22 protein-coding genes and 5 tRNA genes are annotated in these 24993 nt (G+C 56.7%); 6 read left to right on the forward strand and 21 right to left on the reverse strand.

The annotated features are described in order from the left end of the window. The 11 genes from Q1A74_RS05405 to Q1A74_RS05455 all read right to left on the reverse strand — a co-directional run bounded on the left by Q1A74_RS05405 (position 1) and on the right by Q1A74_RS05455 (position 7535). A complete protein-coding gene (locus Q1A74_RS05405; protein ID WP_299593149.1) occupies positions 1-873 on the reverse strand; it encodes an NAD(+) kinase in 873 nt (290 codons plus the stop codon). A 235-nt stretch (positions 874-1108) separates the two neighbouring features. Continuing rightward, a complete protein-coding gene (locus Q1A74_RS05410) occupies positions 1109-2053 on the reverse strand; it encodes a 1-aminocyclopropane-1-carboxylate deaminase/D-cysteine desulfhydrase (protein WP_299593151.1) in 945 nt (314 codons plus the stop codon). Beyond that, positions 2050-2832 carry an RES family NAD+ phosphorylase gene (locus Q1A74_RS05415; RefSeq protein ID WP_299593154.1) on the reverse strand — a complete coding sequence of 261 codons (783 nt, stop codon included), beginning with the start codon at positions 2830-2832 and terminating at the stop codon, positions 2050-2052. The genes Q1A74_RS05410 and Q1A74_RS05415 overlap by 4 nt, the downstream gene beginning before the upstream one ends. Continuing rightward, on the reverse strand, positions 2829-3191 hold the full coding sequence (locus Q1A74_RS05420; protein WP_299593157.1) for an MbcA/ParS/Xre antitoxin family protein: 363 nt from the start codon (positions 3189-3191) through the stop codon (positions 2829-2831). Before Q1A74_RS05420 ends, Q1A74_RS05415 begins: the two co-directional genes overlap by 4 nt. A 158-nt stretch (positions 3192-3349) precedes the next feature. Beyond that, positions 3350-3426, reverse strand: a tRNA-Asp gene (locus Q1A74_RS05425). Positions 3427-3474: 48 nt separating this feature from the next. Then, a tRNA-Val gene (locus tag Q1A74_RS05430) sits at positions 3475-3550 on the reverse strand. A 112-nt stretch (positions 3551-3662) separates the two neighbouring features. Further along, complete coding sequence (locus Q1A74_RS05435; protein WP_299593159.1) at positions 3663-6014, reverse strand: DUF6351 family protein; 2352 nt, start codon at positions 6012-6014, stop codon at positions 3663-3665. 418 nt (positions 6015-6432) lie between these two features. Next, on the reverse strand, positions 6433-7056 hold the full coding sequence (gene cysC, locus Q1A74_RS05440) for an adenylyl-sulfate kinase (RefSeq protein ID WP_299593162.1): 624 nt from the start codon (positions 7054-7056) through the stop codon (positions 6433-6435). Between the two features lie 205 nt (positions 7057-7261). Beyond that, positions 7262-7337 (reverse strand) — tRNA-His (locus Q1A74_RS05445). Between the two features lie 27 nt (positions 7338-7364). Continuing rightward, positions 7365-7441: transfer RNA gene (locus Q1A74_RS05450), tRNA-Arg, on the reverse strand. A 17-nt stretch (positions 7442-7458) separates the two neighbouring features. Then, a tRNA-Pro gene (locus Q1A74_RS05455) sits at positions 7459-7535 on the reverse strand. Positions 7536-7790: 255 nt separating this feature from the next. Here Q1A74_RS05455 and folD point away from each other — a divergent pair. The 3 genes from folD to Q1A74_RS05470 are packed head-to-tail and all read left to right on the forward strand — an operon-like array spanning position 7791 to position 10432. Then, positions 7791-8636, forward strand: a complete 846-nt coding sequence (gene folD / locus Q1A74_RS05460) for a bifunctional methylenetetrahydrofolate dehydrogenase/methenyltetrahydrofolate cyclohydrolase FolD (RefSeq protein ID WP_299593165.1) — start codon at positions 7791-7793, stop codon at positions 8634-8636. Continuing rightward, entirely contained in the window at positions 8629-9369 is a 741-nt protein-coding gene (gene rsuA / locus Q1A74_RS05465; protein ID WP_299593168.1) for a 16S rRNA pseudouridine(516) synthase RsuA, read from the forward strand. Before folD ends, rsuA begins: the two co-directional genes overlap by 8 nt. Positions 9370-9382: 13 nt before the next feature. Further along, the gene (locus Q1A74_RS05470) at positions 9383-10432 is read left to right on the forward strand and encodes a methyltransferase (RefSeq protein ID WP_299593171.1); all 1050 of its coding nucleotides are present in this window, start codon (positions 9383-9385) and stop codon (positions 10430-10432) included. A 48-nt stretch (positions 10433-10480) separates the two neighbouring features. Here the strand turns inward: Q1A74_RS05470 and Q1A74_RS05475 are convergent, their stop codons facing one another. The 10 genes from Q1A74_RS05475 to Q1A74_RS05520 all read right to left on the reverse strand — a co-directional run bounded on the left by Q1A74_RS05475 (position 10481) and on the right by Q1A74_RS05520 (position 22144). Next, positions 10481-10936 carry a hypothetical protein gene (locus Q1A74_RS05475; protein WP_299593174.1) on the reverse strand — a complete coding sequence of 152 codons (456 nt, stop codon included), beginning with the start codon at positions 10934-10936 and terminating at the stop codon, positions 10481-10483. 117 nt (positions 10937-11053) lie between these two features. Further along, a complete protein-coding gene (locus Q1A74_RS05480) occupies positions 11054-11800 on the reverse strand; it encodes a class I SAM-dependent methyltransferase (RefSeq protein ID WP_299593177.1) in 747 nt (248 codons plus the stop codon). A gap of 33 nt (positions 11801-11833) precedes the next feature. Beyond that, complete coding sequence (locus tag Q1A74_RS05485) at positions 11834-12298, reverse strand: GAF domain-containing protein (protein ID WP_299593180.1); 465 nt, start codon at positions 12296-12298, stop codon at positions 11834-11836. 93 nt (positions 12299-12391) lie between these two features. Continuing rightward, positions 12392-12838, reverse strand: coding sequence for a hypothetical protein (locus tag Q1A74_RS05490; protein ID WP_299593183.1), 447 nt, complete (start codon positions 12836-12838; stop codon positions 12392-12394). A 113-nt stretch (positions 12839-12951) separates the two neighbouring features. Next, positions 12952-16590 carry an ATP-binding protein gene (locus Q1A74_RS05495; protein ID WP_299593186.1) on the reverse strand — a complete coding sequence of 1213 codons (3639 nt, stop codon included), beginning with the start codon at positions 16588-16590 and terminating at the stop codon, positions 12952-12954. 53 nt (positions 16591-16643) lie between these two features. After that, positions 16644-17345: a DUF4194 domain-containing protein gene (locus tag Q1A74_RS05500; protein ID WP_299593189.1), complete on the reverse strand. Its 702-nt coding sequence runs from the start codon at positions 17343-17345 to the stop codon at positions 16644-16646. Beyond that, positions 17338-18780 carry a Wadjet anti-phage system protein JetA family protein gene (locus Q1A74_RS05505; RefSeq protein ID WP_299593192.1) on the reverse strand — a complete coding sequence of 481 codons (1443 nt, stop codon included), beginning with the start codon at positions 18778-18780 and terminating at the stop codon, positions 17338-17340. Before Q1A74_RS05505 ends, Q1A74_RS05500 begins: the two co-directional genes overlap by 8 nt. Before the next feature lie 26 nt (positions 18781-18806). Further along, entirely contained in the window at positions 18807-18995 is a 189-nt protein-coding gene (locus Q1A74_RS05510) for a DUF3012 domain-containing protein (protein ID WP_299593195.1), read from the reverse strand. A 56-nt stretch (positions 18996-19051) separates the two neighbouring features. Further along, complete coding sequence (gene cysS / locus Q1A74_RS05515) at positions 19052-20425, reverse strand: cysteine--tRNA ligase (protein ID WP_299593198.1); 1374 nt, start codon at positions 20423-20425, stop codon at positions 19052-19054. Positions 20426-20470: 45 nt separating this feature from the next. Beyond that, positions 20471-22144 (reverse strand): glutamine--tRNA ligase/YqeY domain fusion protein, encoded by a 1674-nt coding sequence (locus tag Q1A74_RS05520; protein ID WP_299593201.1) that lies wholly within the window; start codon positions 22142-22144, stop codon positions 20471-20473. 166 nt (positions 22145-22310) lie between these two features. On the opposite strand from Q1A74_RS05520, the gene Q1A74_RS05525 reads away from it, so the two are divergent. From Q1A74_RS05525 to Q1A74_RS05535, 3 genes are read left to right on the forward strand one after another with little or no spacing between them, the layout of a single operon-like run. Beyond that, complete coding sequence (locus tag Q1A74_RS05525) at positions 22311-22820, forward strand: peptidylprolyl isomerase (protein ID WP_299593204.1); 510 nt, start codon at positions 22311-22313, stop codon at positions 22818-22820. A 57-nt stretch (positions 22821-22877) separates the two neighbouring features. Further along, positions 22878-23621: a UDP-2,3-diacylglucosamine diphosphatase gene (locus tag Q1A74_RS05530; RefSeq protein ID WP_299593207.1), complete on the forward strand. Its 744-nt coding sequence runs from the start codon at positions 22878-22880 to the stop codon at positions 23619-23621. Between the two features lie 59 nt (positions 23622-23680). After that, complete coding sequence (locus Q1A74_RS05535) at positions 23681-24850, forward strand: saccharopine dehydrogenase family protein (protein ID WP_299593210.1); 1170 nt, start codon at positions 23681-23683, stop codon at positions 24848-24850. The last annotated feature ends 143 nt before the right edge of the window (positions 24851-24993 follow it).

A 24993-nucleotide genomic window follows, 5' to 3' on the forward strand; every position in this document is an offset into this window, starting at 1 on the left:
TTAGTTGTTTTGCCAGTTCAACTTGGAGCGGCAGGTCTCGTAAAAATTGTGATCAATCGGATGGATGAGCGTGAGCCGGTGCGGCTTCTTATGGATACGAATAACATCTCCCGGCTCAGTAATGACCTGATCATGGCCATCACAGGTAACGTAAGAATGTGTCGTATTGTGTTGACCTACTACAATTTTGAATTCGCTGCTGCCTTCAACCACAATCGGCCGGCTGCTGAGAGTGTGTGGGTTCATGGGGACAACCGCGATCGCATCCAGTTTCGGATGCATGATGGGGCCACCACCAGAGAGCGCATACGCGGTTGACCCAGTTGGAGTGGAAACAATCAACCCGTCTGAACGCTGGGTATAAACAAACTGCCCATCAATAAACAGATCGAACTCAATCATGCGAATGTATTCACCCGGGTGAATAACCACGTCGTTTAACGATGATCCTTTACCTATCGGTTTGCCTTCGCGGGTGACCGACATGTCGAGTAGAAAGCGGCTTTCGGCCATATATTTGCCGGAAAGGACTTCACCTACTTTCTGTTCAATTTCATCTGGAGTGATATCAGTCAGGAAACCGAGGCGACCACGGTTGATCCCCAGGAGGGGGACACTGAATTTAGCAAGGGCACGTGCTGCCCCAAGAAGACTGCCGTCACCGCCGACTACGATCACGAGGTCGCAGAGTTCGCCAAGTTTGTCTTTGCTGGAGACACGGGCGTTGTGATCGACTACGTCATTCGCTGTATTTTTTTCGAGCACTACGGAATAGCCTTCGCGCTCTAGAAACGCCATCAGGCGCTTGAGCGAGAGGACTGCGCTTTCGCTTTCGGTTCGTCCTATCAAGCCGATATTCTGAAATTCCGACACCGCTCCTCCAAGGTGCCCGAATTTGGGCAGTGCTGCTTGTTCTTCTCACTATCTTCGGCAAGCGTGCAACGCGCGTCCGATTCTTACTGGCTAGATCCCATCTATTCGTGCCAGAACTGACAGTTGATTATGCCTGAGGAGGTAAGACGAGTCGAACATGGATTAGGAACGAAGCTGTCTGGAAAGTCGGTAATTTGTCTCATTTTTAAGCGGTGATTTAACAATCAAAATTCGCTTAATTATTCGTCAGGCCTCTTTTACCCTGCACACCGCCTGTGTGCAGTATGAGTATGTTTTTTTGGCGCTTATTTTCCTCGTTGAAAGGCTCGGCGGCGCAATGTGTCAGGGCAGACATGAGTTTTGCACCGTAAACGTGATCAAGTGCTAGTTTTTCTTTTCGCTCACTCTCAGTCATGGTTTGCCGCAAGCTTTCGCTGACCCGCCCGTAACCGCCATGGTGCCCCCCCAGAATCAAATCTACTTTACTCTGATCTTCAACCTGATCTGCCCATTTTTTGATCTCCAATCGAATGCCCGGCTCATCTCTCACCACCGCAACACCGGTAACGCTTGTAGTTTGCGGTAGTACACTCGCAAGGGCGCCCGCTGTGAGGCCGGTGCCACAAGGCAACCAGCACTCGTCAAAGATCACCGGGGCTGTCTCGGTTATGATTCGACCTAATAATTGAACACCTCTGCCCCCTTCGCTGTTCGCGCCGCCTTCTGGCACAAACCAGCTGGAATCCGGATCGAAACCAATTGGCTCAAGAAATTCCGCTTGGTGCCGATTGCGGTATTCCTTTCGGGAAATAAACCGCAACACCATCCCAAACCGCTCCGCGTCCTGCAGCATGGCACTCAGCTTCGGCGGCCGCTCACCGCGGATGATACCGATGGTTTTGAACCCAAACCGCTGCCCTGCCGCGGCGGTGGCGTGTATATGATTTGACCAGGCACCGCCGCAGGTGACGATGGTGTCTTTACCTTGCTTTCTGGCTTCCAGCAGGTTGTAGATCAGCTTATAGGCTTTGTTGCCAGAGATCAGCGGGTCGATGAGGTCGTCGCGGCGGATCCAGACGTTCAGGCCCGGGAACAGGTCGGAGTGGATCTGTTGGTACGGGATATTTCTGGCGGCCTCGGTGAAGTGTTCGAGGCTCAGTTCGGTGAGGTAGCGGATCATGCGGGCTGTGGTAGTTCCCCGGAGGTCAGAAATGCATCTCTGGAAAAACTGACGGTATCCACACCGTTGCCGGATTTCACCAGAAAGGTGATCCCTTCTTTTGTGGACTCAGCGGTGACTTCAGCTTCAATGGTGGGCGGGCGGCGGAGGAGTGCTCGGGGGTCAAACAGTGCGACGTTGGTACCCTCCCCGCCATTTACCGGCAGTTGGGCTATACCGGCGCTCAGTGCACGGGCCGAAGGGGATTCCAGGCCATGGATTTCGCACTCCCTCAATTGGGCACCCAGTTGCTGACAAAACGCGTATTCCGATGGGTGAGTGAGTTGCAGCCAATACTCTTGCCATTGCTCACTTTGCAGGCGCACACCCGGGTTGGCGCAGTATTTGGCTGAAAATACCTGATGATAGCTGGTGATCGGGTTGGCCGGTGGTACTTCCATGTCGTTCAGAAACAGGAGGCGATAGTAGGCGGCCTCGGAAAGTACGGTGGGAATGGTTTTACTGCCGTAGAAGATGCCGCTTTCTGCGGTACCACCGAAGCGGGAGCCCCAGGGTAAAGGTGGGTAGCGGAACGGGGTGGCGAGCAGGTAGTGCAGGTCTTCGCTCCCCGGGAGCCTCGCGGGCTTGCTTTGTTCCAGCAGGTTTTCCAGGACCTCCTGCTTTTGCAGGCTGTCTACTAGGCTTCTGGTGGCAACCTCTTCCTGAGATTCGATAATGCGATACAGGCGACCAATCAGGCGCGTGGAGCTTGCGCGGACTCTATCACGCAGGTCGATCACACCTTGCCCCGCATGGCATCCAGGTAGGTGACGATACGTACCAGTCCATCAATACGATGAGCCAGCTCTTTAGGGATACCATTCAGTGCCCGGTTGGCGGTGGCGAACCAGGTCTTGGCGCCCTCTTCCCCGCCCATCAATACGAAGGCGGAGCGGTAGGCTCGCACCAACAGCAGGGCCAGCTGGCCTTCGGCGCTTTGGGGGGCGAGCCCACTTCTGCGACGGAGGGTGCGGTCATCCAGGTGGATGATATCGCTGAGTTCTTTCTTTTTCAGGCCCAGGTGGCTGGCGGTGCTGAGCGTGGCCTCCAGCAGGACCTGGTCTTCGGTGGGCTGTGGGGTATGGGCGGGGTTGGCCATTTTGCCTCCAGGCTTGATTCTTGAAGAAAACCTATGGGACACATGACCTAAATATATTCAACTTTCGGACATAAGGCAACATTGATGAGCGTGCGAGCTGGAGAGTTTCACATATACGAAAAAGGCCCTGTTCTTTCGAACAGGGCCTTTTTCGTATATGGCGGACCGGACGGGACTCGAACCCGCGACCTCCGGCGTGACAGGCCGGCATTCTAACCAACTGAACTACCGGTCCGCGGTAGTGCATCTCTCGGTTCAACTCTTACCAGGTAAGAGTGAGAGATGGTGGGTGGTACAGGGGTCGAACCTGTGACCTACGCCTTGTAAGGGCGCCGCTCTACCAACTGAGCTAACCACCCACATCGGTAACTTCTTATCGAAGGTTTCCGTTTTTGCTCTGGGCTTGTCCCCCGAGAGCGAGGCGCATGTTACCGGACTGTAGTTTTGTGTCAACAAAAATGACGCCAAAAATTACAAATTATTTTCAGCCGCATCCGGGTCTTCGACGGAGACCGGTGTGGGTTGAATTTCTTCTGTTTCTGGCTCTGCGTCCTGTGCGAATTCAGCAGGAAGTTGCCGATAATCTGCGCCCACCGGGTGCCCGGCGATAATGACGTCGCCACCGTGCTGGAACAACTGATCCTTGGGGCGACCGGTATCCGGCGCGTTGTAGTTACACACGCCCTGCGGAAAAATTCGGCGCAGATCGTCAACCCGTTCAACGACCGCTGCGGTCGCGTGGCCGTAGGTATCTTTGGCCACCGCACGCTCAATCGGCTGCAGCGCACATTTAAAAACATCGCCAGTAATCGGGGCGCCAGCCATCTGGCGCGGTGTGCTGTAAATCGGATACTCCTGCATACAGGCACCGTCAGACTTGTGATTCCACTTGCCATTCCAGACACTCGGACCGGCGGCGAGTACGTTCCCATTTTTATCAAAACAACGGTCGGTTGCCTCTACCGGTTTGTTCCCTGCCACGCCCAGCTCAGGGTGCTCGACAATTTTTTGCATCCAGTGATCAATGATGTCCAGCGCTTCGTCAATTGGGTTGTAGCCTTTGTGGCTCATCCAGATTAATTGATTGTCTGCATGCCCCCGTGCACGACGAATACGCTCTCTGCTGGAGAAAGATGCAAGGCTGTGGTGCATGTCCAGCTCGCCTTCGAGGTAGTGACGAACATCGACAATCGGGATTTCTACATCCCCCAGGAAGACATGGCCGGAACGATAGATCCCCTCGATGGCTTCAACACTGGCGACATTTCTTGGTGCCGGGTTGTCGAGGCTACCCAGGTTCATGTTGTGTTCGCTCCAGATGGAGAGCTCCATCGGAAAAATATCCCCGTTCATAAACCAGAGCTTTTCTCCGCCCTGCTCTGTAGGGTCTTTCCAACCGCCGATGGTGGCGTTCAGACGCAGAAATTCATCCACGCTGATGTGGCCTTGCTTAAGAGCATCCAGGCCGTACTGCACACCCTGATTATCCCAGGCACTGTTGGCATAGCCATTCTGGTCGGCACCGTAGAAATCCCGCAGATCTTCCCAGTGCGACCAGTGTGTATTTTTGGCAACGGGGTCAGCGAAGCTTTTGCTGAAGTGCACAAAGTTCGGGTTGTTGACCAGTGGCACCAGGCCGCGCCATCCCTGCACACATTCGGAGGCACCATTGGCAGTTGCGCGATAGCGACCGTCAAACAGGGCGGCGGCGTTTTCCAGAATTTTAAAGCGGTGGTCGAACTCTTCCTTGGTCGCCAGACCGATAACGGCCTCGCGCTCAGAAACATCCCGCCAGCGGGGATCTTCCGCAGCCACCACGTCAAAGAAATATTCCAGCGGCTCGCAGTCAAACACGTAAATGGTCTGGCTCACCATGTCCGGGTAGGAATACAGAGGAAGTGCGGCATCCAAAACGCCGGGGGCATTCTGTGCGAGCAAGTATTGCTGGATCGCGCCACCAGACCCACCGATACCGACGGTATAGAGCGGTTCTGAATAAAGTGCGGAAAACTGTTTTTTCAACCGGCGGGCGGTGTCTTCGGCGAGCCAGATGTTGTAGTGGTTACTGGTCTGATTGGCCGTGGAATATACCACCGCATAGCCCCGCGCAAGCTGGTCTGCGCGACGATCGATGATCGACTTGCGTGCCATGTTGCCCTGCCTGCGACCAACGCCCACTCCGCCGCGAAACTGATAGATCAGCCGCTTGTTCCAATTGCTGGTGTTGGGTTTTTCCGTGGTCTCACCTTCGCCGCGCAGTGCGGCGATGGAATAGAAAAAGCGGTTAATGGTGCCCGTTTCAAGCCGCACCACAAAATCGGTGGTTTTGCCGTTGACGGTAACCTGATCAATATCGTTTTGCGCATCTTCCAGCGGATGGAACTGGCCATCGACGGTGCTGCGGTAGAAATACGAAACGGCGGTCGGGTGGCTGCAGTCGCGGCTGTAGCCGATCACCTCATCGGTTTTCTGACCATCTTCGTCCAGGGAAAATACGGGTACTCCCTCTTCGTTGTGGTTATCCACCATTGGCTGCTCGCCGGTCACCCGGTTTTCGCCACACAAAAATGGATAGGTAGACGGCCCGGCAAACAGCGTTTCTACTGGGCCGGTTTCACCAATGGCAATGGGGAAAGGAAAGTATTCCGTGGGGCGCCCGCTTTTACGCGGATGATCGCCGCGGTAAGCCTGCTGCGGAGCGTGATCCAGCGCACCGGCCGGCACACCGACTACCGGAGCTTTTGGCACCCCAGGGATTCTTGGCAGTTTCTCGTACACATACCAGCCGCCCAGGCCAAGAAGAATGAAAAATGAAGCTACCACTCCCGTCACTATCCGCCGTGTATTGAACCGGACAAACAGTTTCCGTGCGCTCCAAGCCATAGTCGCCTCCGTACGCGATGTATTCCCTATGCCACGCTCTCGTTACCTGAAACCGGCCGAATGGAGCGGGCACAGCAACAGTATATGTGGCGCCGGGAGAAGCGTCGGGGAGTTGGCGGAGGAGTTTACTTGAAGAGAAATTGTTGAAGGAATTGGGCGGTTGTTATTTGGGCCGGGATTGTGTGCAGGCGGAGGATAGGGATCCGAGTGTTGGGGATGGCAAGGGATTTTTTGCTGATGGGCAGGAGCTCGAGAGTATATCTTGTCGTCTTCGTCGGAGCCTGCTTGTAGACGAACCAGTCCGGGCGTGGAAAGGTTCGCCTGCAAGCAAGCTCCTACTCGTCGGGAGCGCGGTGGCTTAGACGATGATGCCGCGCTCTTGCAGGGACTTGATGACGGCTTCTACTTCATCTTCGAGGCTCATCTGGTCGGTGCGCAGGTGAAGCTCTGGCTTCACTGGAGCTTCGTAGGGGTCGTCGATGCCGGTAAAGCCACGGATTTCGCCGGCGCGGGCTTTCTTGTACAGGCCTTTGGGGTCGCGCTCTTCGGCGGCTTCCAGGGAGCAGTCAATGAAGACTTCCATGAACTGCAGGTCACCCGCTTCGTGCATTTTGCGCACCTGATCCCGATCTTCCGCGTACGGGCTGATGAAGCTGCTCAGTACCACTACGCCGGTATCGGCGAACAGCTTGGAGATCTCACCCACACGGCGGATATTTTCCTGGCGGTCTTCCGCGGAGAAACCCAGGTTGGAGTTGATGCCGAGACGAATGTTATCGCCATCCAGGCGATAGCTGAGTACACCGCGTGCAGCCAGCGCTTTTTCTACCGCAACCGCAACGGTGCTCTTGCCAGAGCCGGACAGGCCGGTAAACCACAGGGTGACACCCTTATGACCCAGCATTGCAGCACGGTCACCGCGATTTACTTCGCCGTCATGCCAATGAACATTGGTTGCCTTACGCTCGACTACTTCAGTCACTTTCTTCCCCTAAGTCTTGATTAGTAAAAGTATCAAATAATAAATACCAGCCAGTTCCGTGGCCGGAAAGACGATATAAGATGAGAACTGGCGCGCATTATCCTAGATCGCCCGGGTGCAGGTAAAGGCAACACATAGAACAATAAAGCCCAAAAACCAAAAAACCCGGCATAAAGCCGGGTTATCGGGACCAGAAGGTCAAATATGGGGTGACTGACGGGGATCGAACCCGCGACCACCGGAATCACAATCCGGGGCTCTACCAACTGAGCTACAGTCACCATCGAAAAACTGATTGATGCCATAAATGGCACGCCCGGCAGGACTCGAACCTGCGGCCATCCGCTTAGAAGGCGGATGCTCTATCCAGCTGAGCTACGGGCGCAATAAAACCCGGTAAATTGGTCGGGGCAGAGGGATTCGAACCCCCGACATCCTGCTCCCAAAGCAGGCGCGCTACCAGACTGCGCTATGCCCCGATATTCTTTCGCGGGGTAGCCCCCGTTCGAGAGCGCGCATATTACTTGCGCCCCCCGAGGGTGTCAACGCCGCTAAGCCATTCTTTTTTAAAGTAGTTTAGCCTTTCACCAAACTTGTGGCACAAGCGATGACTGAATAGGGAAAATGTTCGCCGCTTGTGCGAAAATGCCGCGCCTAAATTAAGCTTCTAGCTCACTATCACGAGCGAGCGCCGATTCCCGCGCTGCGCTCCCTGTTCAGGTTGAGAAATCCCTATGTCTGCACTGGTTCTGGACGGCAAGGCCCTTGCCCAGAAAACCGAAGAAGAACTGTCTGCCCGCGTTGCTGCCATGAAGGAAAAGAGCGCTGGCCAGACGCCCATCCTCGCTACCATTCTGGTGGGTGACGATCCCGCTTCCGCGACCTATGTAAAGATGAAGGGAAATGCCTGCCGCCGTATCGGCATGGATTCCATGCAGGTGGAACTGCCCTCTTCAACCACCACTGAAGAACTATTGGCCAAGATCGAAGAGCTGAACGCCAACGTCAACGTCCATGGCATCCTTCTGCAACACCCTGTTCCCGAACAGATCGACGAGCGGGCCTGTTTCGATGCCATCGCGCTGGAGAAAGACGTGGACGGCGTTACCTGCCTTGGCTTCGGCCGTATGGCGATGGGCGAAGAAGCCTACGGCTGCGCCACGCCCAAAGGCATCATGCGCCTGCTGGAAGCCTACAATATCGAGCTCGCCGGCAAGCACGCCGTTGTGGTTGGCCGCAGCCCGATTCTCGGCAAGCCAATGGCGGCGATGCTACTGAATGCCAACGCCACCGTGACCATCTGCCATTCCCGCACCCAGGAACTGGCCGAACACATCAAACGAGCCGACATCGTGGTCGGCGCTGTTGGTCGCCCGGAGTTCATCAAGGCTGACTGGATCAAAGACGGCGCCGTGGTTGTCGACGCTGGCTACCACCCCGGCGGCGTGGGCGACATCGAACTCGGCCCGCTGAAAGAGCGCGCCGCGGCTTATACTCCGGTGCCCGGCGGCGTCGGCCCCATGACTATCAACACCCTGATCTATCAGTCCGTTGATTCCGGTGAGAAAAAACTTGGCTGATCACAAATCCCAGCAGTTCGACAAGCCCCAACGCCTCGACAAGGCCATCAGCCAGGTCACCGACCTCTCCCGGGCGGAAGTAAAGCGTGCAGCGAAACAGGAGCGGATCACCGTCAATGGCGTGGCGGTGACCGACCCATCCAGCAAAGTAGATCCGTCAGACGAACTCTGCCTGGACGGCGAGCTGCTGGGCGAGGCTGGCCCCCGCTACTTTATGGTGAACAAGCCACTGGGGTATGTGTGTGCGACCAAAGATGGCGAGCACCCGACAGTGCTCGACCTGCTGGATGAACCGAATGCGCACAAACTGCATATTGCCGGCCGCCTGGATATCGACACCACTGGATTAGTACTGGTGACCGATGATGGCCAGTGGTCCCACCGTATTACCTCACCGCGTCACCACTGCGATAAAACCTACTACGCGCACCTCGCAGACCCCATCGAAGACAGCGCCATCGACAAGTTCGAGAAAGGTATCTGGCTCAACAACGAGAAAAAGCGCACCAAACCGGCGAAGCTGGAAATCCTCTACCGCAACGAAGTGCGCATTACGATCAGCGAGGGCCGCTACCACCAGGTAAAGCGGATGTTCGCGGCACTGGAGAACCGGGTCCTGGAACTACACCGGGAACGTATCGGCAACATCGCGCTGGATGAAGATTTGCCGGAAGGCGACTACCGCCCGTTGACCGAGGAAGAAATCACCAGCGTTGGCTCCGAAAACGCCTGAGCGACGGCCCCGTATGCAAGCCCTACTTTCTCAACTGCTGCGCGACAGTGATTCCAATACCCTCTGGATCGCAGACGAAAACAGCAAAGCCCTGCTAAACGGGGGCCTGGGCTTTGCCGGATTGCTGATCAGCAATCGCTGGGATATTGCACAGGCTGCTGAAGCGCACGGAATTCGCAGCCATTTTGGCGACTTCGATCTCGCCACCATGCAGGCGACCTACTCCCGAATCGTGTATCCGGTTTCCAAAGAAAAAGCCGCTGTGCATCACGTCATCAATCGCGCGGCGGACCTACTGCAAGAAGGTGGTGAACTGTTTCTGCTGGGCGAAAAATCCAGCGGTATTAAAACCTACGCGCAAAAAGCGGCTCAGTGTTTTGGCTGCGGGAAACAGCTAAAAAAGCATGGCAATGATTACCTGAGCATCAGCTCGCTGCAGGCGCAGTCAGAGCACCACAGCCTGGATGACAGTGACTACACCCAACTGAGACAACTCGATACGGTCGGCGGCCTCTATTCCAAGCCGGGCCTGTTTGGCTGGAATAAAATCGATACCGGAAGCGCCATTCTGGCCTGCCACTTTGCCGACTATCTTCCCAATACCCCTCTCAACGACCTGCCCGCTGACGAACTTCGTGTGGTGGATCTCGGCTGTGGCTATGGGTACCTGAGCTGCCGACTGGCGGAAATCGCCGGAAACCCGGTTCAACTATCTATCCGTGCGACGGATAACAACCCGGCGGCCATGCTCGCCTGCCAGAAAAATTTTGAATTACGGGAAATTGAAGGGCGTGTAATCCCGGGTGATGCGGGGTCTGAAATAGAAAGTGGCAGCGCAGACTTGGTGATCTGCAACCCGCCCTTCCATCAGGGGTTTCAGGTGGAGGGCGACCTTACGGATCGCTTTTTGACACAGGCCGCGCGCATTCTTCGCACCCGCGGCACCGCACTGTTTGTGGTGAACGAATTTATTCCGCTGGGGAAAAAGGCGCAGGGGTTGTTCCAGCAGGTCGACATGCTGAACAAAGAGAAAGGGTTCTGCGTATACCGCCTGACGAAGTGAGAAACTGAAACTCCGGACACCACTAAAGAAGACCTTCCCGACCGGCCTTCAGTAATCCCGCAGATTAAAAAGATTGATCGAAAGCGTATGCTCTTCCAGCTGCTCCAGCTCCAGTAGCCGCTCCAGTGCATGCTTGGCCGGTGGTGAATCCGCTACCAACAATAAATCGCGGTACTGATCTGCGAGATACATTTCGATATCCATGGCTACCTTGCCGATGGCATCGGGGTCGCCAATATCGGTGTTGCGCAATCGCTGCAGTAACTCTGGCTCCCGGCCTTCTGGCGCAAACTGCACCCAGGTGTGCAATGCCCCTTCGCCCACATCTTCGCGGAAGTTTTCCAGCGTGTGGGTCATGGACACTTCCCGCCGCTTGAGCTGGTCAAGCAACAACCGGGCGCGCGCGTCCGCGGATATCAACTCGAACTCTTCGTACTGCCGACTCAGCTTCAGATGAAATTCCCTTCCCTCCTGAATCACATCTTCCAAGGTCTTGTACCGCATCAACTAATCCCGGGAAAACAACCGCCTAAATTCAGTATAGACACAGGGATCATTAGCACGCCAACTGGATTTCTGGGGCTCATGTGAGTTTACGTGGAGAATGCCGGGAAAGAGAAGTCAGCGCAGCCGTGTCAGACGGGCAGAAAGCCTGCGCGAGGGATTGCCAGGATTGATCGCGCCAGGCGCGTGCTCGGCTAACGCTTTGCGGTGCAGGGGGCTACGGCTGAAAATACCAATGCTGTTTTCGTACTCCGGCAGCTCCGCGCTCCAGGCGCCCTGAAGTTGCTGGCGCAGTGCCGGGGTGCGCCAGCCGCTCGCGCGCAGCTCCTGCCGGCTGCCAAAATTACTGACTACCAGTCCATCTGGAGACAACAGGTTCATTAAGCGCATGCACCACGCCGGATCGGCCGCAATCGCACGCTCGGCAACGCCGTCGCTGTGGCCAAACAGGTCGTCCACAATCACGTCAAAAGGTGCTGAACCCTCGTCAGCCCCCTGCTCAGCGACAAACTCCCGCGCATCGGCACAGATCAGCTCGGCACCGCGCACGCCAAAAAATCGGCGTGCGACAGTCAGGTGATGGCGATCTATATCCACACCTACAATCGTCTCTGGCGCAATAAAGCGCTGCAACAAGCGAATCAACGCACCGCCGCCAACACCAAGAATCAGCACCCTGCGCACCTGCCCCTGGGGTAGGAAAAATACCGGCAGGAACAACAGCTCCCACAGGGAGCCTTTCAGGGGATCATTCGGGTTCCACTGGGAGTGGAAGACACCATTGCTATACAACCGCACCGTCGCCCCGTGGCTGCGCACCTCGTAGCGGCTATCTCCCACCTGCTTGTGCCACACCAGCGCCATCCCTGCTCCTCACGACCAGACGATAAACCGAACTTACGGGAGGTCCGAATGCGACAGCAGGGTCTTGGCAAAAGCTTCCACTCCGGCGAGATCCTGCTCGGTAAAACGGGCAATTTGCGGGCTGTCGATATCGAGCACCCCGAGACAGCGGTCGCCATTGTAAAGAGGCACTACTACCTCAGACGCAGATACCGCATCGCAGGCGATATGCCCGGGAAACTGGTGTACATCCTCAACCAGCTGCGACTGACCGGTCTTTACCGCAGTGCCACAGACACCGGCGCCGACCGCAATGCGCGTACAGGCAGGTTTGCCCTGGAAAGGCCCCAGCCGCAGCTCATCGCCGTGCAGGAAATAAAAGCCCGCCCAGTTGATATCTTCCATCTCCAGGAACAGCAAAGCACTGGCATTGGCTGTGTTGGCGAGCCAGTCGCGCTCGTCGGTCAGCAGGCCGCCGAGCTGGGCGCAAAGGGATTCGTAGAAGGCAGTTACATTCATGGGCTAGTGTATCTTTCTGGCTCTCTGAAAATCAGAAGCCCGCTGAAAAGCGGGCTCCCTGTTAAACAGTCTGTGCGTCTCCGAACCCGGTCGTTACTGGTAGGGATCCACGACTGCCGTGTCCTCTTCGGCAGACTGGGGCTCATAGGCTTCCGCATCGACGGTGGGCTTGGCCCACTCCCCGTCTTCCGCCGGCTCGCCGCGCCCGCGGATAGCGGGGGTTGCCGTGGTCACATCACCAGCGACCAGACCGCGGCGCTGCTGTTGCGCGGGTGTCGGTTTGGACACAGGTGCGGTCGGCTGGTTTTTCAGAACCCGACTGGCGATACCGTTGAGGTTCGGCCGGCGGCGCTCCGCCAACTTTACGGACTCAAGCTCCGCATTCAGCCGGTTGATCTCCGCCTGCATATCACCCACCTTAGCCTGTAGGTCGGTAATCTGGGACAAGACCCCTTTCACCTTGCGACTTTCCTGCTCATACAGCACCGCAGCCCCACCAAAGGCCACCACAAAGACCAACAAAATCGAAAATTGACGCATCCAAGCCTCCCCTGCTCAAGCGTGAAATCTGTTATTTACCAAACGTATCGTTAATCGGCAAATGGTACCGTAATTCAGCATATGTTCCGTGAACTGGCGTGTAAAACGCAAGCTCAGATAGTGACCGGCTCTTCAAGCATGTCCAGAAACTCCAGGCTCGCCTGCTGACGTATCGTCCGGCGGTGGTTGGCCCAGAGGTGGGCAATTTTCTCCTGGTTACAGACCTTGCGGTCTACGTAGACCCGGGTATTCAACTCCCCCACCGGTTTCGGGCTCGGACATTTGCTGAACACGAGCTGGTTGGAAATCAGATCCATAAACGGCCCGGATTTACTACTGGGCATGATGAACAGCAGCTGCAGCCCCAGTGTTTCCGTCAGATAGCGGATCACCTCGCGGGAACGGGATTCATCCATCTTCGAGAAGGCCTCATCCACCAGCACCATTTTCAGGTGGCTGTTGCCGTCGTTGAAACGGAAAGCGGAGGTGACCGCCGCAGAACGGATGATATAGGCCGGCGTTTCCAACTGGCCGCCGGAGCCGGTGCCGTACTGGCTCAGCGCAATCGGTTCTTTACCCTGCGGTTCCTTGTAGATTTCGTAGTTGCGGTAATTGCGATAGTCACTGATGCGGTCGAGCTCACGACGGGCAACCTGTTCGTCTTCACTCAACAACATGTTCAGCAACTTATCCCGCACCTGCTGATGCTTGGGATCCAGATCTGCATCGAACAGGCTCTGCTCCTCCCCCAGATTGGGCAGCTCAATTACCGCCTTGAAGAAGTTCCAGTACTCTTTGAACTCTGGCACCCATCGGTAATCGAAGCGGAAGCGCTCACGATCGGCGCCGAAGCGATGATGTTCCAGCTCGCCGTTCAGGTCATCCAGTACCCGCTTACCATCATTGATCGACTGGTAGATCGCGTGGCAAAGGTGGGTGACGAAGGTGGTGTTGAACGACTTTTTCAGCCCCTGCAATTGCTCGTGGCGATCCACCAGCAGGTTGTTCTTGAGGCGATTGCGCAGTGCGGTGACCTGCTCCACCAGCTGGCATACCAACTTGAACTGGGCCTCGTTGTGGCCGCCGGCAAAATCCGGATCAAACGACAGCGTATCGCCAGTACTACAGCTGCTGTTGTAATCCATCACCGCTTTCAATAGATGGTGGCTGTATTTCTGTAACAGCCCGCGCCACTCCGCCACATCCAGCGAGAAATCAAAACCATCATCCGCCTGCGCGGCCTGCTCATCTGCCTGCTGCAACACGACTTCCACGTCAAAGTCGGGAGTGATCTGTGCGATCCGCTGCACTGCTGCTTCGCTATCGGTCAGCGCATCGTCCAATTGATCCAGCTGTGCGGAAAGCGCGTTCAATTGCTTGCCGATATTGTCGAGATTGGTTTCCAGTTTACCGGCGAGCTTTTGTAAACCAGCACCTTGCTGGCGCTCGCTCTCCAGTTTTTCGTGCAGTTCGTTGGCCTGCTGCTCCAGCTCGAGACCGTCATCGAGATCCAGGTTCGCCAGTGCCTGTTCGGCATTGCGCCCCTGACGCTGAGCATCGAGCGCCGCGTCGACTGAGTCCAATAGCTTCAGTGCCGACAGGCTGCGTACGGCCTGAGCGAGATTGCGCAGTTGTTGCTGCTGCTCGTGAAGCTGCCCCGCTTCCTTCAACAATTGTTGCAGTGCACGCTCCTGGGCCGCCAGTGCCCGGGCACGAGCGCCCTGGCCGAAGACCAGTTCGCTGTCGTCGATATCACAGCGCCACATACTGTAGTTGCCGCTCGCCAGCCCTTCCGGGGTCAAACCCCGCCGGGTGCCACGCAGCTCCTGAGCATCGCGCACCTGCAGTACGGTGCCGTAAGAGGCACGCAGGTAATATTCCGCGGTTTTGTGATTGAAGGACATCAATTCAACGATGGATTTTTGTGGTGATTCCAGCCGCTCCGCATCCCGCCGGGCCTTATCCCCCTGAATGACCCGGGCGCGATTACCTCGGCCGGGCATGGCGCGCACGATAGCCATGGCTTCGGCCTCGTGATCCGGATCGACAATAATCGAGAAGCGCGCCCCACCGAGGTAGCCTTCCACTGCCATCTGCCACCGATCGTCCAGTACTTCGACAAAATCACACAGTACCTGTGGTTCCGCCTGCGGGCACTGTTCGCGAATCGCCGACAGTGCCTGATCCACATATTGCGGATAACGCACACGGTTGGACTGCAGGTGGTGGATTCGGGACTCCTGAGCATGCAACTGTTTTTGCAGCTGCTGCACTTTGAGTTCGCCGCGGGATACCAGGTCGTTGACCTGATCCCGCAGGGTGACTTCACCGGGCTCCGACTCGGTCATCTGGCGCACAAGCCGGTTTTGCGCCGCGTCGGCTGCCGCCGCCTGCTCACGCACGGACTCCTGTGCAGAGAGATCAATCCAGTCCTTGGCCAGGAGACTATCCAGTTGCACCAAGGTTTCCCCTCGCCCAACTGCCTTGAGGGACTTCACCAGACCGCCGTCGCTGAAAGCCGGAATCTCCAGAGAAACAGAAGTGGTACTAAGCAGAGAAAGCAGCTCTCCTGCGGCCGCCTGATTGGCGGCAACCAATTGCTGCTGTGCGGCTAGTGGTGCAGCCAGCGAAGACAGGGTGCGATTGGCCTCGGCAATTTTCTGGTCCAGGTCGTCTTTTGTACGCAGTGCAGAAATGCCCTGGCGCTGGGCCTGAACAGACACCAGCTGTTCGCTTAGATGGCGAGTTCGGCTCTCGGACTGCTGGATTTCTTGACCGGTGCGCTCGAGTTCAGAGCGGGTTTCTTTCTGCCGGTTTTTGCCTTCGAGATAGGTTTTCTGCACCCGCAACTGCTGATGCTTGGCTTGCAGGTACTCCTGCACGCGCAGTTGCAACCACTGCTCGGTATACAGATCCGCGGACTCTGCGATGCGCTGCAATGCATCCACACGTTCCACAATCTCACGCGCTTCCAGCTCCATGCCGTGAATGGTTTTCATCAGCTCGGAAACGGAGCGGATAGCTTCACCCAGATCTCGTTTTTCCAACACTTCCTGAGCAACAAAGTCGTTGATGCTTTTTACCGGCTTGTACGCCATAAAATTGGCGAAGGTACGCGCGGCGTGGGTGGCTTCCCGGTCTGGAACGGCATCTGCGCGACCGCGCAGTGCGCCATAAAGACGGCGCAGGTAAGCTTTTTTCTTGTCGTACTGCTCTACTTTGCCAAACTGTTTACCGACAACACTGTAAAACTTGTCCAGCGGCAGCAGGTGCTTGCCGTCTTTATATTCTTTGATGAAATCGTTCATCGCCAGCTGTTCGCCGGGGATCACGAAAAATTTCAGGCTGTCCTGGCGCGCCTGGGCAGGCTTGGTGCTGGTGTCCAGGTGGGCGCGGATGCCCATGATGGCAGTGAAGGGTTCACCGTCCTCGCCTTCGGTGGGGTAGAAGTTACCTACGATATAGCAATCAGTCGGTTTCAGACGGGCGTAGCTGCCGTCGTCACAGCCGAGCACGTATGAAGCAAGCGTGCGCACCTGTTTGCCACCGCGACCGCGCTGGGTCGTTTCGTCCTGCCCGGGGTTGAAGGTAAACAGAGTATCGTGCGCGGCGGTCATCAGAGTCTGGATGGCGTCGGCCGCGGTGGTTTTACCGGAGCCATTGCCGCCAGAAAACAGGTTGATGGGCCCGAATTCGTATTCCAGTTGGGGAATGTTGCCCCAATTGATGAGGATGAGTTTTTTCAGAAACATACGTTTCGTGTGCTCAGCAATAAATTTAGTCGTTTTCTTGTAAGAGCCTCGAATTACGATTCGGCGAAGAGACTGCGATCTTCGCTCGTCGGGGTAATCCGCTCGCCTTGCCCGGTTTCGCCATTCGGTGCGTCACTTTCCAGCAACTGTGCCAGCGCCGCTTCACTGACAAACTGCGCAATGGTCGGACGCACCCGAAGCAGGGTCTCGACCACCGCTTCGCTGTCTTCGCCATTGAACTGAATCAGGCGCAGCTGGCGCAGTTTTTTTAGCAGCTGTTTCCGCTCCGCCAACTTATCTGGCAGAGACATTTTCAGCAGGTTGCGCAGGCCCAGCTCAAGCGCTTCCAGTGTCAGTGCCACGCAACCCTGGTCGTCCACCTGCCCTTCGCGGAGGGATTTGTCGTATTCCACCCGCAAGACCAGAATCGCCGCTACTTCCTGCTGGGAAAGCCGCCCGCGGAAACCGCCGTGGTGGGGTTCCTCCTGATCCGGCAATCCCGGCACTTCCGCGCCCGGCGGATACACGCGGATAAATTGAAACCGGCTGTCGTGCTGCAGGCGCAACCCTAGCGGCGCGACCCAGTCGCGAATCAGCTGTTCACAGCGCTGAAAGCGGTCGTACAACACGGTTTCAATGTTGCTTTCGTCTCGACAGATCACGCCGTAATCCAGTAGCCGCACCAGCAGCTCGGAAAACTCACTACGAGTCAGCTTGCACTGGGCCAGTGCCTCTTCCAATGCCTGTTCAATCACGGTCTTTCAACTCTCGGTCGCTTAACTCAAGGGTGTATTCATCAAACTGCTGGAAATAGTCATTACTGGCGACTTCACCGGTAAATTCCACTTGCATAAAGGGGCCACTGCCATCCTGGGAGACCGCTGCGGCTTCCAGTGCGTGGCTCATGGCCAGCAGATCTCGCGCATCTTTTAGGGGCAGGTCACGACTACTGACTTTCTGACCGCTACCGAGAGCGATGGAAAGATAATTACGTAGGTCGCTACTATTGAAATTGAAGGCCTGATCCAGCAACTGCTGCAACAAGATGTCGCGCTGACTGTCGTCGCTGATCGACGCCTCGTCTTCAACCAGGGTGTTCACGGGCTGCCGGCGGCTGCGTTGCCACAACTGGGTTTGCTTTGGGTCATACAGACGCAACTGAAACGCCGCGAGCTGATCACCCAGCTGCGACAACAACTGATTCCGGTTGTCCGCCTTACCAAGATCCTGGCACAGGTCCGTGAAAGCGCCTTCGGTACTGCTTTGCAAATAGCTGAGCTGGCGAATGATGATTTCCGCACGCTTGGTAAAACCCTGCAGCGCTTGCCGCAATGCCGGTAATTTAACTTCGCAGGCGCGGCGCATCCGGTCTTCGATGGTATCCAGCATCAACCAGAGTACGGATTGCCCATCGGCGTGCAATTCCGGCAACTGCTGCCGCAGGCGGCGCTCCCACTCCGCTTTTTTGGCGTTGTCCTTGCGACGAATCTGACTGATAACACGGCCGATACTATCGCGATGCTTTTCAACGCTATCGGCCGACAGGCGAATCGCCAGATCCGGTTGGAAGCGGCTTTCCATAAACGAAAAGAATTCATCTGTCGCCTGCTGCACCAGTATCTGCGCTTCCACTTCCCGCACCAGCTCGCGCTTGCGCTCTTCCAGCTCCGCGACCATATCAGTGAAGTCCGCCACGATACGCTCGGAATATTCCCATGCATCGATCAGGTCATACACCTCACCACGGGACGCAAAGGCTTCCAGTGCATTGAGGGTATTGCGGGTATTGCGGTGGCGGGTGCGCACGCGGGTGCTGTTGAGCTCGACCAGCGGCTGGGTAAACAAACGGCCGCGACGACTGAAGGGGTAGGAAACGGTGAGTGTGGCGCTGTCGACCAACTTTTCCAGCCAACCGAATTCCACCAGGCTGTTCAGGACCCAGACAGATTGCTCACGCAAGTTGCGGAAGCGGCCTTCCGGCTCCGCTCCGCTGTCACCATCCAGTTGCGGGGCGCGAGTAAGCGCCTCCGCAAAAGTTTCCAGGATCTGTTCACGGGTGAGCGATTCACCGTAGTCAGCCTTGGCGGTGTACAGACGCTCGTACAGCAGGCGCAGGCACTCGACCACCTGTTCCCGGTATTTACCGGTTAGTGGGCGGAAAAAGTGCTGGTAGGAATCTGCAAAAAACAACGGGCAGGGTTCCTTGGCGTTCGCGATTACTGGTCTTCAGGCTTCTGGTTCAGGACGCAGAACTTGGTGTAGTCACCGGCGTCATTGAAGCTCCACTCGCCTTTCGGGGTCTCGTCCATTTTTTTACACCAGGCTTCGGAGCCGCGTTTGGGCTCGCAGGCGGTGAGGGCAAGGACAGCAGTGATTGCGGTGGCCACGGTGAGGATTTTTTTCATGGTCTTGTTCTCTTTTTTTGTTCTGTCTTCGCAGGAGCCTTGGTTATATTTCAGGGCTATTCCCTGCGCCATTTGGTCCCTTCGCGGCTATCTTCCAGCACGACACCTTTGGCTTTGAGTTCCTCGCGAATCTCATCGGCACGGGCAAAGTTTTTGTCTTTCTTGCTTTGCTGGCGCTCGGCGATCAGGGCTTCGATATCGGCTTCACTGATTTCGTCGCCACCGCGGGATTGCTTGAACCAGGCTTCCGCATCCAACTGCAGGATGCCGAGCAGTTCACCGGCGGCCAGTAACTGCCCTTTCAACGCCGGCTTCTCTACATCTCCAGCCTTGTTCAGCTCCCGTGCGATCTGGTGCAGCTCACTGATCGCAATCGGGGTGTTCAGATCGTCGTACAACGCTGCCATAAATGCGGTATCACTCAGGTCAACCGCAGCAACCTCGATGTTCTGGGTCTCACGCAATGCACCGTAGAGCCCATCGAGGGTACGCCAGGCCTGATCGAGCAGGTCTGCGCTGAAGTTCAGCTCGGAGCGGTAGTGGGCCGAGAGTAGCGCGAAGCGCAGTACTTCACCGGGATACTGCTGCAACAGGTCGTTGACCATGCGGAAGTTGCCCAGAGATTTGGACATCTTCTCGCCATCAATGTTGACGTAGCCGTTGTGCATCCAATAGCGCACAAAATCCACACCGTTGGCGCAGCAGCTCTGGGCGCGCTCATTCTCATGGTGTGGGAAAGTAAGGTCGCGACCACCACCGTGAATATCGATGGTATCCCCGAGGTGTTTTTTGATCATCGCCGAGCACTCCAGGTGCCAGCCCGGGCGGCCGCGGCCCCAGGGACTTTCCCAGCCGGGCTCGTCGTCGGATGACGGTTTCCACAAGACAAAGTCACCGGCGTATTTTTTATACGGGGCAACTTCCACGCGGGCACCGGCGAGCATGTCGTCGAGAGAGCGCTTGGACAGCTTGCCGTAGTCGTCCATGGACTGGACCGCAAACAGTACGTGACCTTCCGCTGCGTAGGCGTTGCCCTTTTCGACCAGACTTTCGATCATCGCGATCATTTCCGGAAGGTGCTCGGTGGCATACGGCGTGATATCCGGCTGCTGGGTATTCAGGGCCTGCATGTCTTCGAAATAAGCCTGGGCAAAGCGCGCGCTCAGCGCACCGATCTCTTCACCATTTTCCCGCGCGGTGTTCATTATCTTGTCGTCGATATCGGTGATATTGCGCGCGTAAACCACATCGCTGTAGAGGTTTTTCAGTACGCGATAGAGAGTATCGAACACCACCGCCGGGCGTGCGTTGCCGATGTGCACACGGTTGTACACGGTCGGGCCACATACGTACATGCGCACGCGGTCTTCCTGAATGGGCTTGAAAGTTTCCTTTTCACCAGAGAAGGTGTTGTAGACCTTGAGAGACATCTGTTCTCGCTATTTAATCTGTCAGTTACTGTCAGTATCTGTAAATTACTTGTTCTGTTCTTTCGCCCAGGAATCGCGCAAGCCAATGGTGCGGTTGAACACCGGCTTTTCTGGCGTGCCATATTTACTGTCGCGACAGAAATAGCCGTTGCGCTCGAACTGGTAGCCCTGCTCCGGCTGTGCTTCGGCAAGGCCGATCTCTGCTTTACAGCCGCTGACAATTTGCAGGTTGTCCGGGTTTACGGATTCCAGGAAGTTCTTGTCACCTACATCTGGCGATTCATCGTTGAACAGGCGGTCGTACAGGCGCACTTCGCAGTCCACATTGTTTTCAGCCGATACCCAGTGGATCACGCCTTTGGGCTTCACGCCGTCTGCCGGATCTTTACCGCAGGTATCCAAGTCGACGGAGCACAGCACTTCAATGATCTCGCCGGCATCATTCTTGACCACGTCTTCCGCGAGAATCACATAGGCATTGCGCAAGCGCACTTTTTTGCCAAGTACCAGCCGCTTGTACTTTTTGTTGGCTTCCTCGCGGAAATCCTCTTTCTCGATATACAGGGTTTTACCAAACGGCAGTTCCCGCGCAGGCAGGTCGTCGCGCACCGGGTGGCCGGGCGCACTCAGCATTTCCTGCTGGCCTTCCGGATAGTTGGTAAGGGTCACCTTCAGCGGCTCGATCACACACATGGCGCGAGGGGCGTTTTTGTCCAGGTCATCGCGGATGGCGTATTCCAGCATTCCCACATCCACGGTGGAGTCGGAACGAGTGACACCGATCATTTCGCAGAACTGGCGAATAGACGCAGGAGTAACACCGCGGCGGCGCAGTCCCGAAATGGTCGGCATACGCGGGTCGTCCCAGCCATCAACAAAGCCTTCGTCCACCAGCTGCTTGAGTTTGCGCTTGGACACCACGGTGTAATTCAGGTGCAGGCGGGCAAACTCATACTGGCGCGGGCGTGCCGGAACCGGCAGGTTTTCGATAAACCAGTCGTACAGCGGCTTGTGATCCTCAAACTCCAGAGTGCAGATGGAGTGGCTGATGCCCTCAATGGCATCAGACTGTCCGTGGGCAAAATCGTAGCTGGGGTAGACACACCATTTATCGCCAGTCTGGTGGTGCGCCATCTTTTTGATGCGGTAGATGATCGGGTCGCGCAGATTGATATTCGGTGCAGACATATCAATTTTGGCGCGCAGACTGCAGCTGCCTTCATCGAACTCACCGGCAGCCATGCGGGCAAACAGGTCCAGGTTTTCCTCTACAGCGCGATCACGGTAGGGGCTGTTCTTGCCGGGTGCTTTGAGGGTACCGCGGTACTCGCGGGCCTGCTCCGGGTTCAGGTCACAGACGTAGGCCTTGCCTTCCTTGATCAGGTGGATGGCCCACTGGTGCAACTGATCGAAATAGTCCGAGGTGTACTTGACGTCACCGGCCCACTCGAAACCCAGCCAGGATACGTCGCGCTTGATCGCGCCGACGTACTCCTCCTCTTCTTTGGCGGGGTTGGTATCGTCAAAGCGCAGATTACACTGACCGCCGAACTCCTTGGCCAGACCGAAGTTCAGGCAGATGGATTTGGCATGGCCGATGTGCAGATATCCGTTGGGTTCCGGGGGGAAACGGGTGCTCAACTGGCTGACCCGGCCCTCGGCCAGATCTTCGCGGATGATGTTCTGTAAAAAGTGAGCGGGCTTGCTCTCGGATGTCATGGCTTTCTCTATATACAGCTGCACAAAACTAAGCGGCGGATTATAACGCAGATGACCGCCGCCGCATGGGTTTTCCTCGAGGCCGGGCCTGAGCCCGGGAGCCGCTTGCGTCGGACTGTGAACAGAGTATCATGCCGCCCCAAACCGATCCCGGACAGGACATTTTATGATCACTCTGCACACCACTTACGGCGACATCAACATCGAACTGGACTTTGACAAGGCACCCAAGACTGCCGCCAACTTCCTGCAGTACTGTCGCGATGATTTCTACACCGGCACCATCTTCCACCGGGTGATCAACAATTTCATGGTTCAGGGCGGCGGCATGACCCCGAATATGGATCAGAAGCCCACTCGTGACGCCATCGAAAACGAAGCTGACAACGGCCTGAAGAACGACACCGGCACCCTGGCCATGGCGCGCACCATGGACCCTCACTCTGCCACTGCTCAGTTTTTCATCAACGTGAACGACAATGATTTCCTGAACTTCCGCGCCAAAGACGCGCACGGCTGGGGCTACTGCGTGTTTGGCAAAGTGGCTGACGGTATGGATGTGGTCAACAAGATTAAAGAAGTCCCCACTGGCAGCAACGGCTTCCATCAGGACGTACCGACCGAGTCCATCGAAATCACCGGCGTTACCATCTCCGACGCATACGCGGACAAGTAACAGCCAGTCGATACTGACCGGGCGAAACCAACTCGAACTGACTTAGTGGCGACACCAGTGGCAACATTCCTGATCTCAGACCTGCACCTGGACGAGACCCGCCCGGCCATCACCCGGGCCTTTTTTGATTTTCTCGAAGGCCCCGCCGCCGGTGCCGAAGCCCTGTACATTCTGGGCGACTTTTTCGAAGTATGGATCGGCGATGACGATGATGCTCCACTCGCAGACGAAGTTGCACGCCAACTGAAGCGCTACAGCGATCGGGGTACCGCTGTATACCTGATGCACGGCAATCGCGACTTCCTGATTGGTGACGATTACGCCCGACGCTGTGGTGCCACCCTGCTCTCCGATCCCAGCCTTGTCACCCTCGCCGGCCAGCCAGTATTGCTGATGCATGGCGACAGCCTGTGCACGCTGGATCAGGAATACATGGCGTTTCGGCAGCAGGCGCGCAATCCGCAGTGGCAGCAGGCGCTCCTGGCCAAATCACTGGAAGAACGCCGCCAGATCGCCGCGCAGATCCGCTCCGTATCCACCTCCATGAACAGCAGCAAGGCGGAAGACATCATGGATGTCACGCCGGATGAAGTGGTCAAAGTGATGCGCGAGCACAAGGTGCAGACCCTGATTCACGGCCACACCCACCGCCCCGCACGGCACAGCCTGTCGATCGACGGACTACCCGGGGAGCGCATCGTACTTGGTGACTGGGGCGAGTTGGGCTGGTGCATCCGCGCTGACGACAGCGTTACAGACAACAAGGGACTTGAACTCATCCACTGGCCCACGGCAGACTAGCAGTTCACGCAAGTTGTGCACCAAAAATCAGTGCGCGCCAGGGATCAGGAGTCGGCCAGTTGTCACCCATCAAGATGTTGCGCAAGCGGATACTGATCCTGGGGGGCTACGGCACCTTTGGCAGCCGTATTGCGGAGATGCTCGGCAGCGAGCCCAGCACCCATATCCTTCTCGCGGGCCACGACCGCTTCAAGGCCGAACTCCTCGCCAACCGCCTGCAGCAGCAATTTCCCGATACCAACCCCTCAAACAGCACCTTCGAAGGCCTGCGCCTAGACCACGAATCGGTGAACCTCGCGGCGCAATTGCAGGGGTTGAACCTCGACCTGGTGATCCATTGCGCAGGGCCCTTCCAACAACAGGACTATCACGTCCCCAGCGCCTGTATCGAACACGGCATCCACTACCTGGACATCGCGGATGCCACGGCATTTGTCGGCGATATCGGCACACTCAATCAAAGCGCCATCAACGCCGCAAGTACCGTCATCAGCGGAGTCAGCAGCCTGCCCGCATTGAGCTCTGCGGTCATTCAGGTGCTCGGCAAGCACATTCAGCAGATAGACGATATCGAAATCAATATCGCCCCGGCCCACCGAATCAGCCGGGGTTTCGCCACGGTGCGGGCGGGTTTCGAGTCTCTGGGGAAAAACCTGTTCCTGCTGCGCAACGGACAAACGATTTCCAGCTACGCCGGGGATGAGCTGCGCACGATCACTCTGGGCCACCCAGTGGGCGAGCGCCAGGTATGCAATTTCGATGTGCCCGACCTGCGGTTGGTCCCAGAGCAGATCCCGGAGGTAAAAAACCTCCGATTTGGCACCGGCGTACAACCTAAATTATTGCAGCGCGGGCTCGCGCTCTGTGCGCGACTGGCACGCATACAACGGCCAGCAAGCTTGCCGGACCCTCTCCCGCCGCTCGCCCGCCTCGGACACTGGCTCACCGCCCGCTGGCCGGGAGGGAATGAACACGGTGGCATGCTGGTTGAGATTAACGGCACAAATAGTGGGAAACCTGCCCGCGCCCGCTGGCAGATTCTCGGACTAAATGGTGACGGCCCCTGGATTCCCGCAGCCCCCGCCGCCGCCATGGCGCGGAAACTTGTTCGCGGGGAAGTCCAGCGAAGCGGTGCCTACCCGTGCTGGCAGCTGCTCTCTCTCACCGAGATTCTCGCAGAGCTGGAATCCTACGCGGTCGTGACCTCCATTGAGCTGCCCAACGCGTGACACTCACAAGCGCAGAGCGTGAAGCCGCACACTGACAGCACAAAAAAACCCGCAAAACGATGCCCGATAAAAATCGGACGCCATTTTGCGGGTTACTTACCAGCTGACTACCAGCCAATTACCAGCTATTTGCTGATTGGGAA

Source organism: uncultured Microbulbifer sp. (assembly GCF_947504145.1).
Lineage (GTDB): Bacteria > Pseudomonadota > Gammaproteobacteria > Pseudomonadales > Cellvibrionaceae > Microbulbifer.

Excerpts from the sequence above, each read along its gene's own strand:
- Q1A74_RS05485 (WP_299593180.1), bottom strand. The coding sequence starts at position 12,298 with ATGAATGTAACTGCCTTCTACGAATCCCTTTGCGCCCAGCTCGGCGGC.
- folD (WP_299593165.1), top strand. The coding sequence starts at position 7,791 with ATGTCTGCACTGGTTCTGGACGGCAAGGCCCTTGCCCAGAAAACCGAA.
- Q1A74_RS05525 (WP_299593204.1), top strand. The coding sequence starts at position 22,311 with ATGATCACTCTGCACACCACTTACGGCGACATCAACATCGAACTGGAC.
- Q1A74_RS05495 (WP_299593186.1), bottom strand. The coding sequence starts at position 16,590 with ATGTTTCTGAAAAAACTCATCCTCATCAATTGGGGCAACATTCCCCAA.
- cysS (WP_299593198.1), bottom strand. The coding sequence starts at position 20,425 with ATGTCTCTCAAGGTCTACAACACCTTCTCTGGTGAAAAGGAAACTTTC.
- Q1A74_RS05410 (WP_299593151.1), bottom strand. The coding sequence starts at position 2,053 with ATGATCCGCTACCTCACCGAACTGAGCCTCGAACACTTCACCGAGGCC.
- Q1A74_RS05480 (WP_299593177.1), bottom strand. The coding sequence starts at position 11,800 with ATGGCGCTGGTGTGGCACAAGCAGGTGGGAGATAGCCGCTACGAGGTG.
- Q1A74_RS05470 (WP_299593171.1), top strand. The coding sequence starts at position 9,383 with ATGCAAGCCCTACTTTCTCAACTGCTGCGCGACAGTGATTCCAATACC.
- Q1A74_RS05475 (WP_299593174.1), bottom strand. The coding sequence starts at position 10,936 with ATGCGGTACAAGACCTTGGAAGATGTGATTCAGGAGGGAAGGGAATTT.
- Q1A74_RS05510 (WP_299593195.1), bottom strand. The coding sequence starts at position 18,995 with ATGAAAAAAATCCTCACCGTGGCCACCGCAATCACTGCTGTCCTTGCC.
- Q1A74_RS05420 (WP_299593157.1), bottom strand. The coding sequence starts at position 3,191 with ATGGCCAACCCCGCCCATACCCCACAGCCCACCGAAGACCAGGTCCTG.
- Q1A74_RS05490 (WP_299593183.1), bottom strand. The coding sequence starts at position 12,838 with ATGCGTCAATTTTCGATTTTGTTGGTCTTTGTGGTGGCCTTTGGTGGG.
- Q1A74_RS05520 (WP_299593201.1), bottom strand. The coding sequence starts at position 22,144 with ATGACATCCGAGAGCAAGCCCGCTCACTTTTTACAGAACATCATCCGC.